This is a genomic window from Agrobacterium sp. D14, from assembly GCF_001526505.1.
In the GTDB taxonomy this organism is placed as follows: domain Bacteria; phylum Pseudomonadota; class Alphaproteobacteria; order Rhizobiales; family Rhizobiaceae; genus Agrobacterium; species Agrobacterium leguminum.
In genome coordinates, this window is sequence record NZ_ASXX01000023.1 from 23,945 (window position 1) to 41,167 (window position 17,223).

14 protein-coding genes are annotated in these 17,223 nt (G+C 60.6%); 8 read left to right on the forward strand and 6 right to left on the reverse strand.

The window, feature by feature from the left end; translation table 11 throughout:
* Positions 1-3: 3 nt before the first annotated feature.
* The 6 genes from amyA to L901_RS15420 form a co-directional block, all read right to left on the reverse strand.
* A complete protein-coding gene (gene amyA / locus L901_RS15395) occupies positions 4-1,491 on the reverse strand; it encodes an alpha-amylase (RefSeq protein ID WP_059758311.1) in 1,488 nt (495 codons plus the stop codon).
* Positions 1,492-1,602: 111 nt separating this feature from the next.
* Positions 1,603-3,336 carry a biotin carboxylase N-terminal domain-containing protein gene (locus tag L901_RS15400; RefSeq protein ID WP_059758312.1) on the reverse strand — a complete coding sequence of 578 codons (1,734 nt, stop codon included), beginning with the start codon at positions 3,334-3,336 and terminating at the stop codon, positions 1,603-1,605.
* Entirely contained in the window at positions 3,333-4,949 is a 1,617-nt protein-coding gene (locus L901_RS15405) for a 5-oxoprolinase/urea amidolyase family protein (RefSeq protein ID WP_059758315.1), read from the reverse strand. Before L901_RS15405 ends, L901_RS15400 begins: the two co-directional genes overlap by 4 nt.
* 7 nt (positions 4,950-4,956) lie before the next feature.
* Positions 4,957-5,766 carry a putative hydro-lyase gene (locus L901_RS15410; protein ID WP_059758318.1) on the reverse strand — a complete coding sequence of 270 codons (810 nt, stop codon included), beginning with the start codon at positions 5,764-5,766 and terminating at the stop codon, positions 4,957-4,959.
* Positions 5,767-5,777: 11 nt separating this feature from the next.
* Positions 5,778-6,545 (reverse strand): LamB/YcsF family protein, encoded by a 768-nt coding sequence (locus tag L901_RS15415; RefSeq protein WP_059758319.1) that lies wholly within the window; start codon positions 6,543-6,545, stop codon positions 5,778-5,780.
* A gap of 79 nt (positions 6,546-6,624) precedes the next feature.
* Entirely contained in the window at positions 6,625-7,866 is a 1,242-nt protein-coding gene (locus L901_RS15420) for an NRAMP family divalent metal transporter (RefSeq protein ID WP_059758322.1), read from the reverse strand.
* Between the two features lie 265 nt (positions 7,867-8,131).
* On the opposite strand from L901_RS15420, the gene L901_RS15425 reads away from it, so the two are divergent.
* From L901_RS15425 to nirD, 8 genes are all read left to right on the forward strand, one after another.
* Entirely contained in the window at positions 8,132-8,797 is a 666-nt protein-coding gene (locus L901_RS15425) for a GntR family transcriptional regulator (protein ID WP_035260455.1), read from the forward strand.
* A 100-nt stretch (positions 8,798-8,897) separates the two neighbouring features.
* Entirely contained in the window at positions 8,898-9,485 is a 588-nt protein-coding gene (locus L901_RS15430; RefSeq protein ID WP_035260459.1) for an ANTAR domain-containing response regulator, read from the forward strand.
* Positions 9,486-9,519: 34 nt separating this feature from the next.
* Positions 9,520-10,806, forward strand: coding sequence for a CmpA/NrtA family ABC transporter substrate-binding protein (locus L901_RS15435; protein WP_059758325.1), 1,287 nt, complete (start codon positions 9,520-9,522; stop codon positions 10,804-10,806).
* 380 nt (positions 10,807-11,186) lie between these two features.
* Entirely contained in the window at positions 11,187-12,479 is a 1,293-nt protein-coding gene (locus L901_RS15440; protein WP_035263483.1) for a CmpA/NrtA family ABC transporter substrate-binding protein, read from the forward strand.
* Positions 12,480-12,594: 115 nt separating this feature from the next.
* Complete coding sequence (ntrB, locus tag L901_RS15445) at positions 12,595-13,488, forward strand: nitrate ABC transporter permease (RefSeq protein WP_035263481.1); 894 nt, start codon at positions 12,595-12,597, stop codon at positions 13,486-13,488.
* A gap of 14 nt (positions 13,489-13,502) precedes the next feature.
* The gene (locus tag L901_RS15450; protein ID WP_035225183.1) at positions 13,503-14,300 is read left to right on the forward strand and encodes an ABC transporter ATP-binding protein; all 798 of its coding nucleotides are present in this window, start codon (positions 13,503-13,505) and stop codon (positions 14,298-14,300) included.
* Positions 14,301-14,305: 5 nt separating this feature from the next.
* Positions 14,306-16,753 carry a nitrite reductase large subunit NirB gene (nirB, locus tag L901_RS15455; RefSeq protein WP_059758326.1) on the forward strand — a complete coding sequence of 816 codons (2,448 nt, stop codon included), beginning with the start codon at positions 14,306-14,308 and terminating at the stop codon, positions 16,751-16,753.
* Positions 16,754-16,758: 5 nt separating this feature from the next.
* A complete protein-coding gene (nirD, locus tag L901_RS15460) occupies positions 16,759-17,094 on the forward strand; it encodes a nitrite reductase small subunit NirD (RefSeq protein WP_003505867.1) in 336 nt (111 codons plus the stop codon).
* Positions 17,095-17,223: the final 129 nt, after the last annotated feature.

Consider the following 17,223-nt stretch of genomic DNA (forward strand, 5'->3'; position numbering starts at 1 on the left):
TCCTCACTCGGAATCGGCTGCAACCCAGACGCTGACGCTGCCGCCATTGGTGGGAAAGACGCCCTTGCCGCTCTCATCGAGGGTAATCCGTTCTTCACGGTGCCCGAGAAAGTCGCGCCAGACCGCCCCGGCGTGATCGGGACCGAGATCGATCTGCTTTTCCGCCGGCTCGCCATTCGACATCACCACCACGCAGCCCGGCGCATCGGCGGTGCCGTGGCGAATAAAGGCGATGCAGCTTGCATCGTCGAGAATATCCGTCTGGGCTCCGTTGGCGAAACGGCTGCGGGCTTCGATGAGCTTCGGCAGGCATTCAATGGCGGGCATATCGATTTTATATTCGTTGCCGTCATTGCCGGTGTCGGTATAGCTCGTGCCGAACAGATCCGGATAAAAAACGCAGGGCACACCCTCTTCGCGCAGCAGGATGATCGCATAGGCAAGAGGTTTGAACCATGGTTCCACCGGCGCTTCCAGCGATTGCAGCGGCTGCGTATCGTGATTGTCGACCAGCGTGACGGCATGGTCTGGAACGGCGGAGACAAGCGAACCATCGAAGATGCTGCGCATATCGAAATCGCCGCCCTGTTTCGAGGCGTCATGGAAGCTGTGGTGAAGCGCGACATCGAAAAGCATCAGCTGCTTGTCGACGAGTTCTAAATAGCTTTTTAGCGCCTCGAGATCGGGGTGCCAATATTCCGCCACGACGAAAAGATCGGGATCGACCGTTTCGCGCATATGGCCGACCCAGTCGCGGAAGAACCAGGCCGGAATATGTTTGGCGGCATCCAGCCGGAAGCCATCCACCTGCACCTGCTCGGAGAGCCAGCGGCCCCAATATTTGAGTTCCTCATAAACCGCCCGGTTCCTGAACTCGACATCGGCACCCATCAGATAATCGAAATTGCCGTTTTCCTGATCGACCTCCTCATTCCATTCCCCATCGCCATACTCATTGACGAGGCGGAAAATGCCGTCTTCAGTGGGTTCCTCGATGTGGTCGACACCGCTGAAGCACTTCAGGTCCCAGATGAATTTGGAATGTTTGCCGTTGCGGTCGGGAAAGGTGAAACGCGTATAGGCCAGCGCCTGAAAATCTTCATCGTCGATATCGGTACGGTCTTCGGGATTGACGCGGCGAACCCGCACCTTCTCCTTTTCATCCGCACCCATCTTGTGGTTGAGAACCACGTCATGAATGACGCGGATGCCGTTTTCCTTCAGCGTCCGGCCCGCATGTTCAAGGGCGCCGCGATCGCCATATTTTGTGGCGACGGTGCCCTTCTGGTCGAATTCGCCAAGGTCGAAGAGATCGTAGGTATCGTAACCGACCGAATAACCGCCGGCAGCACCCTTATAGGCCGGTGGCAGCCAGATATCGGTGATGCCCATTTTGGCAAGGCTTTCTGCCTTTTCGGCCACCTCGCTCCATAATTTCCCTCCGTCCGGATAATACCAATGGAAGAACTGAAGCAAGGTGCGTCCGGCCATATTTCCCTCACAGTCGTTAGCTGGTCGCGCCATAAACGGCCCGGCGGCGAAAGGGTTCCGCCGCCGGCCATACGCGATCTGCAATTGTGAGGCCGGTGGCCTGTCCGTATATTAGCCGGCTATGTCGAGAAGGGCAGCGCCCGCCTGCAGATAGTCGCCTTCCTTGACGATCAGGCGAACTTTGCCCGCCTTGGTGGCGACAATCTGCGTCTCCATCTTCATGGCTTCCATGACGGCCAGAAGATCGCCTTGCGAAACCGCATCACCGTCTTTTACCTTGAAGGACTGCAGGGTGCCGGAAACCGGGGCGGTGATTTCGCCTTCCTTTTCCTTGGGGGCGGCGGTGCTGGGAGCAGCCGCGCTGCTGCCGCTAACCGCACCGAGGCTGGAGAGCAGCAGGCTGGGCAGACCGACCGATACACGCTTGCCGTCAATCTCCAGAAAAGTGCGGGTGACGGAAGGGTCGTCGGCCGGTGCCGGGCGCTCCATGGCATCCGGCATGGCGGCGAAATCGGTCTCGATCCAGCGGGTGTGAACCTTGAAGCCGTCCGTGCCGATGAAGTCTTCGGTCTCGATCGCGGCGCGATGGAAGGGCAGCACCGTGGCGATGCCCTCGATGCGGAACTCCTTCAGCGCGCGGCGGGCGCGGCGCAGGACCTGATCACGGTCGGCACCCGTGACGATCAGCTTCGCCATCAGCGAGTCGAACACACCCGGTACGCTGGAGCCGCTGACGACACCGCTATCCACGCGAATGCCGGGTCCGGAGGGGGCGTCGAAAAGCGAGATCGAGCCAGGCGTCGGCAGGAAGCCTCGGCCGGGATCTTCGGCATTGATGCGGAATTCCATCGAATGGCCACGCGGTTCCGGCGTTTCGAGGACCCGCAGCTTATGGCCTTTGGCAATACGGAATTGCTCGATAACGAGATCGATGCCGGTGGTTTCCTCGGTAACGGGATGTTCCACCTGCAGGCGCGTATTGACCTCGAGGAAGGAAATCGTGCCATCGACGCCGAGCAGGAATTCGACGGTGCCGGCGCCGGAATAACCGGCAGCGGCACAGATAGCTTTTGCAGCCGCATGGATTTTCTGTCGCTGTTCGTCGGACAGGAACGGGGCAGGAGCCTCTTCGATCAGCTTCTGGTTCCGGCGCTGCAGCGAACAATCGCGGGTGCCGAGGACGAGCACATTGCCATGCTTGTCGGCCAGAACCTGCGCCTCGATATGGCGCGGCCGGTCGAGGAAGCGCTCAAGGAAACATTCGCCGCGGCCAAAGGCGGCCGTTGCCTCGCGCACCGCGGATTCGTAGAGATCGGCGATCTCTTCCATCTTCCACGCAACCTTCAGGCCGCGACCACCGCCGCCATGGGCCGCCTTGATAGCGACGGGCAGGCCGTGTTCTTCGGCGAAGGCGGTGACTTCGGCAGCGGAAGCGACAGGGCCATCACTGCCGGCGACCAGCGGTGCGCCGACGCCGGTGGCAATGCGCCGTGCCTCTACCTTGTCGCCCAGTGCCTCGATGACATGCGGGTCGGGGCCGATCCAGATGAGGCCGGCATCGAGAACGGCACGCGCAAATTCGGCGCGTTCGGACAGGAAACCGTAACCGGGATGAATGGCATCCGCGCCGGCGCGTTTGGCAATCGCAATCAGCTTGGCGATATCGAGATAGGTCTCGGCCGGGCGCACGCCCTCCAGCGCATAGGCCTCATCCGCGAGCCGGACGAAAAGCGCATCCTGATCGGGATCGGCATAAACGGCGACCGATTGCAGGCCGTAATCGCGACATGCGCGGATGATGCGGACCGCGATCTCGCCGCGATTGGCAATCAGCACTTTTTTCATCGCTCTTCTCCTCGGAATTCTGTGTTCTTGGCCGCGATTTCGGCGAAGGGGCCGATCGGGCGGAATTTGATTTTGGCGTTGACGGGGATTTGTCCCGCAAGATCGAGATGATATTCGGCGACCGCGCCGATGACGGGATAACCGCCCGTCAGGGGGTGATCGGCAAGGAAAAGAACCGGCTGGCCGCTATGGGGAATCTGGATCGCCCCTGTCGCGGTGCCTTCGCTCGGCAATTCGGCGCTGTCCTTGCGCTCCACCGGCACGTCGCCGGCAAGGCGGATGCCGACCCGGTTCGATTGCGGCGTGACCTGCCAGAGCTGGCCGGTCAGCGTCTCGACGCCCTTTTGCGTGAACCAGTCGGTGCGGGGGCCGAGAACGACGTCCAGCGTGACGACCTCACCCATTGCCGGCGCTTCGAAGGCCGGAACCTCGTCGATCGATACGCTGGAAAGGCCAGTCTTCTCGTCCTTGAGCGAAAGGATGGCGCCCGCGCCCACTGGCTCGGGACCGACGATAGCAAGCGTGTCGGTGGCGAAGCTGCCCAGCACCGGCTCGACATCAAAACCGCCGCGCACCGCAAGATAACAGCGCATGCCCTTTGGCGGCTGGCCGAAAGTGACCACATCACCGGGTTCGAGCGACACCGGGCCATGGGTCTTGGCCGCGAAGCTACGATCTGCCGTGGTGATGGTGACGGGGCAGGGCGCACCTGCAATGCCGATGACGGCGCGGCTCGTGCTCTTAAAGGAAAATCCGCCGAGCGTCAGTTCGAGACAGGGCGTGTTGATGGGGTTGCCGACGATGCGGTTTGCGGCATTGAACGCGCCGCGATCCAGTGCGCCGGAGGCCGAAACGCCCTGACCGGTCTGGCCGAAGCGGCCGAGATCCTGGAAGATGGCGGGCATGGGTGCGGCGAGCACCTCGAAATGCGGGCCGTCTTTTGCAGCCTCTTTCGTGGCGTTTCGCGGTGCCGAGACGGGGCTGTCGACCGTTTTGCCGGCCTTGTCCATGTCGACGAAACGCACCCGGTAACCCGGCTGGAAAAGTGCGCCGGGATCGCGGTCTATATCCCACATCTTGACTGGCGTGGTGCCAATGATCTGCCAGCCGCCGGGGCTGTTTTGCGGATAGACGCCGCTGAAGGCGCCGGCCAGTGCCACCGAACCTGCCGGAATGCGGGTGCGTGGGCTTTGCCGACGCGGCACATGCAGCGCCGGATCGCCGCCGACCAGATAACCGAAGCCGGGGGCGAAACCGCAAAATGCGACGGTGAATTCGCTTTCGGTGTGGCGGCGGATGACTTCTTCGATGCTCATGCCGGTCAATTCGGCAACATCGGCGAGGTCCTCACCATTATAGTGGACGGGGATTTCCACGAGATTGTCCGAAGGCGCGATTTTTGCCGAGAGATCGCGGCTTGCCAGCCGCGCGGCCAGCGCTTCGGCACCGATCTTTTCAGGACGAAAGCGGATCATCAGGGTGCGGGCAGCCGGCACCGTCTCTTCGATGCCTTCCACCGGATCGTTCTGAAGCGAGGCGAAAAGCGCCAGCGTTTCATCGAGATCGGCGAGTTCGACAAGAATGGTGGTGAGGCTGACGGGGAGAAAACGCATCATGTCCTCACGCGTGATAGGCGGAATCGGGAATGTCGGTGATGAACATGTGTCCCGGCGCATGGGTGATCGCAAAGGGCACGCCGGACGCCATCACGGCCGCCTGCGGGGTCACGCCGCAGGCCCAGAACACCGGAACTTCGCCCGGCTCGATCCGCACCGCATCGCCGAAATCAGGCTTCGCAAGATCGGTAATGCCGATCTCTTCCGGTGCACCGACATGCACGGGTGACCCGTGTACGGCCGGAAAACGTCCCGAAATGGTCGCAGCATCGGCCACGCGTGAGGCCGGGATCGGCCGCATGGAAACGACCATATTGCCCTTCAGCCGACCGGCCGGGCGGCAGGGCCGATTGGTGAGATACATCGGCACATTGCTCTTGTCGGTCATGTGGCGGATTTCGATGCCCGCTTCCACCATCGGCGTTTCGAAGGTGAAGCTGCAGCCGATCAGGAAGGCGACGAGATCGTCACGCTCGGCCCAGGCGGCGGTGGCGTCAGCCGTTTCCTCGACGAGTTTGCCGTCCCGCCAGATGCGGTAGAGCGGCAGGTCGGTTCTCAGATCGGCACCGGGCGCCAGAAGCGTGGTGGGCGAACCGGGATCGGAGACATCCAGCACCGGGCAGGGTTTGGGATTGCGCTGCGCATAAAGCAGGAAATCGAAGGCCCAGTCGCGCGGCAGCACGATCATGTTCGCCTGCGTGAAGCCGGGCGCAATGCCGGAGGTGGGGGCGACGAGGCCCTCGCGATAGGTGGCGCGGGCCTTGCGCGCGGCTTCGGCGTCCGTGTGGTTGAGATAGGATGTCGGTATCGTCATCGGCTATCCTTTCAGCGATTGGATGCGAAAGAGCGGATGTCGATGCCATCAGCCTCGAAACGGCGGCGGATTTCCTGGGCGATGGCGACTGCGCCGGGGCTGTCGCCGTGCACGCAGATGGATTGCGCCTCGATTTTTATGATGCTGCCATCGATCGCCTCAAGCGTGCCTTCGCGGGCAAGCTGTACCATACGGTCGGCGATTTTGGCCGCGTCATGCAGCACGGCACCGGCTTCGCGGCGGGAGACGAGCTGGCCCTGAGGCGTATAGGCGCGATCCGCGAAAGCTTCGGCGACGACGGCAAGGCCCGCCTTGCGGGCGAGATCGAGAATGGGGGCATTGGCAAGGCCCATCAGTACCAGCGAAGGGTCTATGGCCTTGATGCCGTCGATCACGGCCTGCCCCTGTTTCGCGTCGTTGGCGATGCGGTTGTAAAGCGCGCCATGCGGCTTGACGTAACGCACCGTTGTGCCGGCAGCGGCGGCGACGCCTTTCAGTGCGCCGATCTGGTAGATGACATCGGCGATCAGTTCTTCCGAGGTCGCGTCCAGATCGCGGCGGCCGAAGCCGACGCGGTCCGGATAGGAGACATGGGCGCCGACGACCACGCCTTTTTCGGCGGCGGCCTTGACGGTGCGGTAGATACCGGCCGGATCGCCGGCATGAAATCCGCAGGCGATGTTGGCGCTGGAAACGATGGCGAGCATCGCCTCGTCGTCTCCCATGCGCCATGCGCCGTAACTTTCGCCAAGATCGCTGTTGAGATCGATAGCGGCCATGTTTGCCTCCCTTTAGAGCATTTCCAGCAAAAGTGCGTAGCGGTTTTGCGTCCGGAAAATGCGTAAAAACACTAGTTTATTACAGGCCGAGCAGGCCGAAGATTGTGCCGGCGGACTTGTAGCCCATGTACCATGTCAATGCGCAGGTCAAAACGCCAAGCACAAGCAGGATGCGCGGGTAACGATAGCCGCCCATCAGGTCTTCGCGTTTCCATGCGGCGAACAGGAAGATGCTGAGGCCGATGGGCAGGATGAGGCCGTTCAGGCCGCCGACGAAGACCAGCATGGCGGCGGGCGGCGTGGTGATCAGCAGGTAGCAGACGAGCGAGACGGCGATGAAAACGATCGTCGCCATGTTGCGGGCGCGTTCGGTCATGTCCTGCTTGAAGACGGGCAGGAATGAAACGGAAGTATAGGCCGCACCGATGACGCTGGTGATGGCCGCGGCCCAGAAGATGATGCCGAAGAGGCGGAAGCCGAGATCGCCTGCAGCCGAGCGGAAGGCCTGTGCGGCAGGGTTGGCGGCCTGGCCCGACGTATCGATGATGACGCCGCTGGCGACGACGCCGAGAATGGCGAGGAACAGCACGTAGCGCATGACGCCGGTGACAGCGATGCCGGTTAGCGCCGCGCGGTTGACGGCAGGCAGGTTTTCAATGCCGACCATGCCCCGGTCCAGCAGCCGATGGGCGCCGGAATAGGTGATGTAACCACCGACGGTGCCGCCGACGATGGTGGTGATGGTCGCGAAATTGATCGTGTCCGGCAGGAAGGTCTGGCGGAAGGCGTCACCCACCGGCGGCGCGGAAACGAAGGCCACATAAAGCGTCAGGACGATCATCAGGATACCGGCGAAAATGATGAACCGGTCGACGGCAAGGCCCGCGCGTTTGGAAACGAAGATGGCGATGGAAAAGACCGCGCTAATCGCGCCGCCGATTTTCGGGTCCAGCCCGAAAATGGCGTTCAGGCCAAGGCCGGTGCCGCCAATATTGCCGATGTTGAAGAACAGGCCGCCGATGATGACGAGAATGGCCAGAAGATAACCGGAGCCGGGAATGGCGGCATTGGCAATATCGGATGCGCGCATGCGCGTCAGTGTGACGATGCGCCAGATGTTGAGCTGGACGACGAAGTCGATGAGGATGGAGGCGAGGATGCCGAAAGCGAAGGCGGCACCGAGCTGGGTGGTGAATGTCGCCGTTTGCGTGATGAAGCCGGGACCGATGGCGGATGTCGCCATCAGGAAGATCGCCCCCATCAGGGATGCGCGTTTTGACATTTTCATATCGGCAGTCGGGGTGAGCTTTTTCTGCTCCATGGATTTTCTCCGCTCCTGTCGCAATCCGCCCCTCGCGGATGCTTTATGCCGCCGATCTTGTCGTGTTCTGCGAAATTGTCAACTTTGTTCAACAATATAAAGTTATCGTTCTTTCATTTTGTCTATTTGTTGGACGCCATGAGCAGGATTTGATCACGTTTTTTTCGTGCTTTGCTAATGCTTTGTGCTATGGGCAATCATGCCGTGCCCGAACTTGCCTGTCACGGAATTCCCGATGCTGCATTGCCTTAAGGAAAGAAGCGCCATGACGGAAACGATAGAAGGTCTTCCGCTTGCGGATCGATTGGCCAAGGGTATCCGCACCCTGCTGATCTCCGGCGAGTTGATGCCGGGACAGCGTTTATCGGAGGCAGCCTTCAGCGAGCGCTTTGATGTCTCTCGCAATTCCCTGCGCGAAGCCTTCCGTCTGCTGACAAAGGATGGACTCTTGCGCCACGAGGCCAATCGCGGGGTTTTCGTTGCTGTTCCCACGATGGCATCCGTGATCGACATCTATCGCGTGCGACGCATGGTGGAATGCGGCGCACTTCGCCAGGCCTGGCACAAGCATCCCGCAATCAAGACGATGCGGGCAGCGGTCGAGGATGCCAAGGTCAAGCGTGAAGATGCCGACTGGCTGGGTGTGGGCAGCGCCAACATGAAATTTCACGCCGCCGTCGTCGATCTTCTCGACAGCGCCCGCCTCAGCGATTTTTACGAGCGTATCGCCGCTGAACTCAGGCTTTGTTTCGGCTTGCTGAAAGATCCCGAACAGCTTCATTCCCCCTTCGTGGACATGAACAGCAAGATCCTGTCGCTGATGGAAGAAGGTAAGGCGCAAGAGGCCGGCGACGAGATGGAAATTTATCTCAATCTGTCCGAGCGGACGGTTCTGAAGGCGCTTGAACGCGCTGTCGAGCACGCTTCCTGACATGACGGGCGGCAGGGCGGAAACGACCCTTGCCGCTCCCGCCATTTTTTGCAGCCGCAGCCGATTGCCAAGTTTGCTGCGCTGCGTCATCAATGCTGACATGACGCTTCGCGACCTGACCATTCTCGTTATCGACGAAAACGCGATCCGCGCCTCCATCATCGAGGAGGGGCTGCGCGAGGCCGGCTATCATCGTGTCACCGTCATCCATGAGGTGAACGGGGTGGCGCGCACCATCGAGACGCTGCAGCCCGATGTCATCTTCATCGATCTCGAAAACCCCAACCGTGACATGATGGAGCATCTGTTCCAGCTTACCCGCACGGTCGGGCGGCCGATCGCCATGTTTGTCGATCGTTCCGATACCGCGTCCATTGAGGCGGCCGTCGAGGCGGGCGTTTCCGCCTATGTGGTGGACGGGCTGAAGAAGGAGCGGGTCAAGCCCATTCTCGATATGGCGGTCAGCCGCTTCAATGCCTTCAGCCGTCTGCAGCAGGAACTTGCCGAAGCGAAATCGGCGCTTGAGGAACGCAAGGTCATCGAGCGTGCCAAGGGCATTCTGATGAAGATGCGCGGCCTTTCCGAAGAGGAGGCCTTTGCGCTTTTGCGGCAAACGGCGATGAACGAGAAGAAGAAGATTTCCGAGATCGCGCAAAGCGTGGTCACCGCGGCCGGTTTGTTGATGTGACGAACCGCCGGTCGGACAGTGTGGAGTGAATGATATGGCGGCACCGGAAAAAACGGCCGGATCAGACAGCGGAGTAACGCAAGCACCGGCAATCGTCGGCAGCGACCGGCAGAAAATCCTGCGCGCTGGCTTTATTCCCCTTGTCGACGCATCCGTCCTGATTGCTGCGGCCGAATTCGGTTTCGCAGAACGCGAAGGCCTTTCGCTCGATCTCGTCAAGGATGTTTCCTGGGCGAATGTGCGCGACCGCCTGGCGTTTCGGCAATTCGATATCGCCCACATGCTGTCGCCAATGCCCGTCGCCTCCATGCTCGGGCTTGGCTCAAATCCGTCGCCGACCATCACGCCTTTTTCACTCGGACGCGGCGGCAATGCGATCACGCTTTCGACCCGGCTGTTTGCACGGATGAAGGCTTTGACCGGGCTTTCCGAAACGGCGGGAGCGCTCGAAAATGCCGAGGCGTTGAAGCGGGTGCTCGATGATATGCGCGCCCGCGGCGAACCGCCGCCGACGCTTGGCATGACCTATCCGTTTTCATCGCATAATTACGAGTTTCGCTACTGGCTTGCCGCCGGCGGCATTCACCCCGATCACGATGTCAAGCTTGTGGTGGTGCCGCCGCCATTGACCTCGGATGCGCTTGCCGCAGGGGCCATTGACGGTTTCTGCGTCGGAGCGCCGTGGAACATCGTCGCCGCCGAGCGCGGTGTCGGTCGCATCGTTGCGGCCAAGCAGGATTTGTGGCCTTCCGCACCGGAAAAGGTCATCGGCATGCGACCCGACTGGGCGGAAAACCAGCAGGAAACGGTCGGACGGCTGCTGACGGCGCTCGATGCCGCCGCGCGCTGGTGCGACCTTGCCGAAAATCACGATGATCTCAGCGCAGCCCTTGCCGATCCCCGCTATATCGGCGCACCGGAAGGCATCATCCGCCGTGTGCTTGCTGGTGAATTCAGTATCGACAGCCAGGGCAACCGCCGGGTGATCGACAATTATTTCATCTTCCACGGCGGTCACGCCAATTATCCGCGCCAGAGCCAGGCATTGTGGATTTACAGCCAGATGATCCGCTGGGGGCAGGCCGAGTTTTCACAGGCCGGTGTGGAGGCCGCCCTGTCTGCCTACCGGCCGGATATTTATCGGGCGGCGCTGGGCGACGCCAATGCACCTGATGATGCCGATATCCGCATCGAAGGGCAGGAAGAGCAGGACCGTTTCGTGGATGGCCTCGTATTCGATCCCGCCGACATTACAGGCTACGTAAACGCCTTTTCCGTGCGCACCGCCGCACCGTTTTCTCCGACTTCAGGCGAGACGTAAGCGGCGTCATGCTTTACAGGCTGCGCAAATTTCAAGCGCAGGATTCTTCTCTTTGCACAAATGGAAGACAGAAAACGCGCTGGTTAAAATTTAATCAGTAGATCGATTTTCAAAAATACTCTTTTATTTTCAATAATATAATCTTTCTTTTATAAACTGGCACGCCTCTTGCTTCTTGTTTTTTGCACCGGTCAACGGCGATCGGGGCAAGCAAGGCGCGGCATAGGCGCTTTCACAAGACACAGACGTCGCAAGGTTTTGCTGCCCGGAACACCTCCCGTTCCGCAGGCGCAAGCACCGAGCGGCGTTTTTTTATTTTCAGGTTTTTTCGCAAGCGAAAACGTCACCCGCCGAGGTGGCCCAATAAGGGGAACATGCGAATGAAAAAGATATTCTCCGGCGATGTCAGCCGCCGCACGATACTGAAGACGACAGCCACCGCCGCCCTTGTCAGCGCCGTGCGCGTGGCCTTTCCGTCCGGTGCTTTCGCAGCCACCGCTGAGCCAGAAGTGAAAGGCGCGAAAATCGGTTTTATCGCGCTCACCGATGCCGCCCCGCTCATCATTGCGGCGGAAAAGGGCCTGTTCGCCAAACACGGCATGCCGGATGTCGAGGTTCTGAAACAGGCCTCCTGGGGTGCGACGCGCGACAATCTCGTGCTTGGCGGCGCATCGAACGGCATCGATGGCGCACACATCCTGACGCCGATGCCCTATCTCATGCATACCGGCAAGGTGACCCAGAACAATGTGCCGGTGCCGATGACCATCCTCGCCCGCCTCAACCTCGACAGTCAGGGCATTTCCGTCGCCAAGGAATATGCCGAAACCGGCGTTCAGCTGGATGCCTCCAAGCTGAAGGCGGCTTTCGAGAAAAAGAAGGCCGAAGGCAAGGAAATCAAGGCCGCCATGACCTTCCCCGGCGGCACGCATGATCTCTGGATTCGCTACTGGCTTGCCGCCGGCGGCATCGATCCGGACAAGGACGTCTCCACCATCGTCGTTCCGCCGCCGCAGATGGTCGCCAATATGAAGGTCGGCAATATGGACGTCTTCTGTGTGGGCGAACCCTGGAACGAGCAGCTCGTCAATCAGGGCATCGGTTTCACCGCCTGTACCACTGGCGAACTCTGGAAGGGCCATCCGGAAAAGGCGCTCGGCATGCGTGCGGACTGGGTGGAGAAGAACCCCAACGCCACCAAGGCGCTGCTGATGGCCGTGATGGAGGCGCAGCAATGGTGCGATGAAATGGCGAACAAGGAAGAAATGTCCACCATCCTCGGCAAACGCCAATGGTTCAACGTGCCGCCGAAGGACGTGCTTGGTCGCCTGAAGGGCAATATCAATTACGGCAACGGGCGTGTGCTCGAAAATACCGGCCTGCAGATGAAGTTCTGGCAGGACCATGCCTCCTATCCCTTCCGCAGCCACGACAGCTGGTTCATCGCGGAAAATATCCGCTGGGGCAAATTCGCGCCCGATACGGATGTGAAGGCGCTGGTGGAGAAGGTGAACCGCGAGGATATCTGGCGCGCGGCGGCCAAGGATCTCGGCGTCGCCGATCTTCCCGCCTCCACCTCGCGTGGCAAGGAAACCTTCTTCGACGGCAAGGTCTTCGACCCGGAAAATCCGTCGGCCTATCTCGAAAGCCTGTCCATCAAGGCGGCCTCCTGAGGAGGAGACCCGGGGTGTCGCCCCTCATCTGCCAGATGCGCTGCCCAACCGGCGCGACTGAAGACCGGATGAGGGGCGAACCCCAGACCGCAACCGAAATCAAGAGGAAACGCCCATGTCCGCATTGGCCCGAAAATTCAACGAAGAGCCGCAGCAGCCGGTAGCGCAGAAGGCAAACGTCGTGTCGCTTGCGCCGAAACAGTCGCCGCGGATCGATCTGCGCAAATGGGGTGCGGCGGCGGCCCGCAACATCGTACCGCCGTTCATCGTTCTCGCCATTCTGCTGGGCGTCTGGCAATTGCTCTGTTCCGCCCCCGGCTCATCGCTGCCGCCCCCGAGCCAGGTTTTCGAGGAGAGCTACGATCTCATCGTATCGCCGTTCTTCCATAACGGTTCGCAGGATATCGGCCTTGGCTGGCGCGTTCTGGTCTCGCTGGAGCGTGTGGCTTACGGTTTCGGCCTCGCCGCCATTGCCGGCATCATCCTCGGCGCGGTGATCGGCCAGTCGGTCTGGGCCATGCGCGGTCTCGATCCGATCTTCCAGGTGCTGCGCACCGTGCCGCCGCTTGCCTGGCTGCCGCTTTCGCTGGCCGCCTTTCAGGACAGCAATCCTTCGGCCATTTTCGTGATTTTCATCACTTCCATCTGGCCGGTCATCATCAATACCGCAGTCGGCGTGCGCAATATTCCGCAGGATTACCGCAACGTGGCGCAGGTGCTGCGGCTCAACCAGCTGGAATTCTTCTTCAAGATCATGCTGCCTTCGGCGGCACCCTACATCTTCACCGGCCTGCGTATCGGTGTCGGCCTTTCGTGGCTCGCAATCGTCGCGGCGGAAATGCTGACCGGCGGTGTCGGCATCGGCTTCTTCATCTGGGATGCGTGGAACTCCTCGCGCCTGCCCGACATCATCGTGGCGCTCGTCTACATCGGCGTCGTCGGCTTCGTGCTCGACAAGCTGGTGGCGGCGCTCGGCAAGGTCATCACCCGCGGCGCTGCGGCGAACTGAAAGGGCGAACCATCATGAACGCTTATCTCAAGCTCGATCACATCGACAAATATTTCGACAAGGGCGGTTCGCGCGCCGAGGTGCTGAAAGGCATCAACCTCACCATCGAAAAAGGCGAATTCGTCTCCGTCATCGGACATTCCGGCTGCGGTAAATCCACCATGCTCAATCTCATCGCCGGACTGACGAAAGTGTCTGCCGGCGCGGTGCTTCTCGAAAACCGCGAGGTTAACGAGCCCGGCCCGGAACGCGCCGTCGTGTTCCAGAACCACAGCCTGCTGCCCTGGCTTTCGGTTTATGAAAACGTCAATCTTGCCGTGGAAAAGGTCTTCCGCAATACCAAGACCCGGGCCGAGCGGCATGACTGGGTCATGCGCAATCTTGATCTCGTGCAGATGGCCCATGCCAAGGACAAAAAGCCTTCGGAAATTTCCGGCGGCATGAAACAGCGTGTTGGCATCGCCCGCGCGCTCGCCATGGAGCCGAAGATCCTGCTGCTCGACGAGCCTTTCGGTGCGCTGGACGCGCTGACCCGTGCACATCTCCAGGATGCGGTGATGGAAATCCACGCCCGGCTCGGCAACACCATGGTCATGATCACCCATGATGTCGACGAGGCGGTGCTGCTCTCCGACCGTATCGTGATGATGACCAACGGTCCCGCCGCCCATATCGGCGAAGTGCTTGACGTGCCGCTGGCACGCCCGCGCAACCGCATCGAGCTCGCATCCGACAAGACCTACCTCAAATGCCGCGAGGCCGTGCTGAAGTTCCTCTACGAACGTCACCGCTTCGTCGAAGCTGCGGAGTAACGCCCATGACGCAAAAACTCGTCATCATCGGCAATGGCATGGCGCCGGGGCGCATGCTGGAAAACCTGTTCGAAACCGCCCCCGGCCTTTACGACGTCACCATTTTCAACGCCGAGCCGCGCGTCAATTACGACCGCATCATGCTCTCGCCGGTACTTTCTGGCGAAAAGAGCTATGAAGACATCGTCATCCACAATGACGAATGGTATGCGGCTAACAATGTTACGCTGCACAAGGGTGCGAAGGTCACAGGCATCGACCGCGACAGGAAGACCGTGACCAGCGAAAACGGCATCACGGTTTCCTACGACAAGCTGGTGATCGCCACCGGTTCGTCGCCCTTCATCATTCCCGTCCCCGGCCATCAATTGCCGGGCGTGCTCGCCTACCGCGATCTCGACGATGTGACGAAGATGCTGGCGATCGCCGAGGGCAAGGGCCGCGCCATCGTCATCGGCGCCGGTCTTCTCGGGCTGGAAGCCGCTTATGGCCTCAAGCGCCAGGGCATGGATGTCACCGTCATCCACCTGATGCCGACGATCATGGAGCGTCAACTCGATCCGGCAGCGGCCTATCTTCTGGAAAAAGCGCTCAATGAGCGCGGCATCGACATCATCACCAAGGCCAATACCAAATGCATTCTCGGTGAGGAGAAGGTCGAAGGCATCGAGCTGGAAGACGGCCGCGTCATCAAGGGCGATATGGTGGTGATGGCGGTCGGCATCCGTCCTGCCTCGGGTCTCGCCAAGGAGGCCGGTATCGCCGTCAATCGTGGCATCGTGGTGGATGACGGGATGATGACGTCGGACGCCTCGATCTATGCGCTTGGCGAATGCGCCGAACATCGTGGCCTGTGCTATGGACTGGTCGCGCCGCTTTATGAATCCGCGCGCGTGCTCGCCGACCGGCTGTGCGGCGGTTCGGCCGAATATCACGGCTCCGTCACCAATACCAAGCTGAAGGTCACCGGCATCAACCTGTTTTCCGCCGGCGATTTCGCAGAAGGCGACGACCGCGAAGAAATCGTGCTGCGCGATGCCACCGCCGGTGTCTATAAGCGCCTGATCCTCAAGGAAAACCGCATCATCGGCGCGGTGCTTTACGGCGAGACGGCGGACGGGTCGTGGTTCTTCGACCTGATGAAGAAATCGACCGATATTTCCGCCATGCGTGAAACCCTGATCTTCGGCCAGGCCTATCAGGGAGGGTCTCCGCTGGACCCTATGGCGGCCGTTGCAGCCTTGCCGGATGATGCGGAAATCTGCGGCTGCAACGGCGTCTGCAAGGGCAAGATCACCTCGGCCATCACGTCCAAGGGGCTGACTTCGCTGGACGATGTGCGCGCCCACACCAAGGCGTCCGCCTCCTGCGGCAATTGCACCGGCCTTGTCGAACAGCTGATGACGATAACGCTCGGCGACAGCTATAACCCCGCTGCCGTGCAGCCCATGTGTAAATGCACGGATCTCGGCCACGACGATGTGCGCCGTCTCATCAAGGCCAAGGGGCTGAAGACCATTCCCGCCGTGATGCAGGAGCTGGAATGGAAGACCTCCTGCGGCTGCGCCAAATGCCGGCCGGCGCTCAATTATTACCTCGTCTGCGACTGGCCGGATGAATATGCCGACGATTACCAGTCGCGTTTCATCAATGAGCGCGTCCACGCCAATATCCAGAAGGACGGCACCTATTCCGTCGTGCCGCGCATGTGGGGCGGCGTTACCTCTTCCTCCGAACTCAGGGCGATTGCGGATGTGGTCGACAAGTTCGAAATCCCCATGGTCAAGGTGACGGGCGGCCAGCGCATCGATCTTCTCGGCATCGAGAAGGAGGATTTGCCCGCCGTCTGGGCCGATCTCGGCAAGGCCGGTTTCATTTCCGGCCAGGCCTACGCCAAAGGTTTGCGCACGGTCAAAACCTGCGTCGGCCAGCAATGGTGCCGCTTCGGCACGCAGGATTCCACCGGCCTTGGCATCCGCATCGAAAAATTCATGTGGGGTTCGTGGACGCCCGCCAAGCTGAAACTTGCCGTTTCCGGCTGTCCGCGCAACTGCGCGGAGGCCACCTGCAAGGATATCGGGGTCATCTGCGTCGATTCCGGTTTCGAAATCCATTTCGCCGGTGCCGCCGGTCTCGATATCAAGGGCACGGAAGTTCTGGGTCTCGTCAAAACCGAGGATGACGCGCTGGAGCATATCGTGGCGCTGACGCAGATGTATCGCGAACAGGCGCGCTATCTCGAGCGCATCTACAAATGGGCCAAGCGCATCGGTTACGACGAAATCCGCCGCCAGATCATGGACGATGCGGAAAAGCGCAAGGCCTATTTCGATCGCTTCGTCTTCAGCCAGAAATTCGCGCAGGTCGATCCCTGGTCGGAACGCGTATCCGGCCACGACAAGCACGAATTCAGGCCCATGGCGGCAATCGGTTTCAGTGAAGCGGCGGAGTGATAACGATGGACAGCAACTGGATCGATATTGGCGATATCTCCGACATTCCGCTGCGCGGCGCGCGTTGCGTCAAAACGCCGATGGGCAAGATCGCCGTGTTCCGCACGGCGGAAAATCAGGTCTTCGCCATCGAGGACCATTGCCCGCACAAGGGCGGGCCGCTGAGCCAGGGCATCGTGCATGGGGCTTCGGTGACGTGTCCCCTGCACAATTGGGTCATTTCGCTGGAAACCGGCAAGGCGCTGGGGGCGGATGAGGGTGAGGTGAAGACCATACCCGTCCGCAATCTCGACGGTCGGCTTTCCATCGCGCTTGAAACCTTGATGATCGCGGCGGAGTGATTTTCGATGGCGGCGGCGTTACCCCCCTCTGTCCTGCCGGACATCTCCCCCTCAAGGGGGGAGATCGCCAAGCGGATGGCTCCCCGTTCCCTCTCCGCTGGCGACGACGCCAGTTGTGAATGGAAGTTT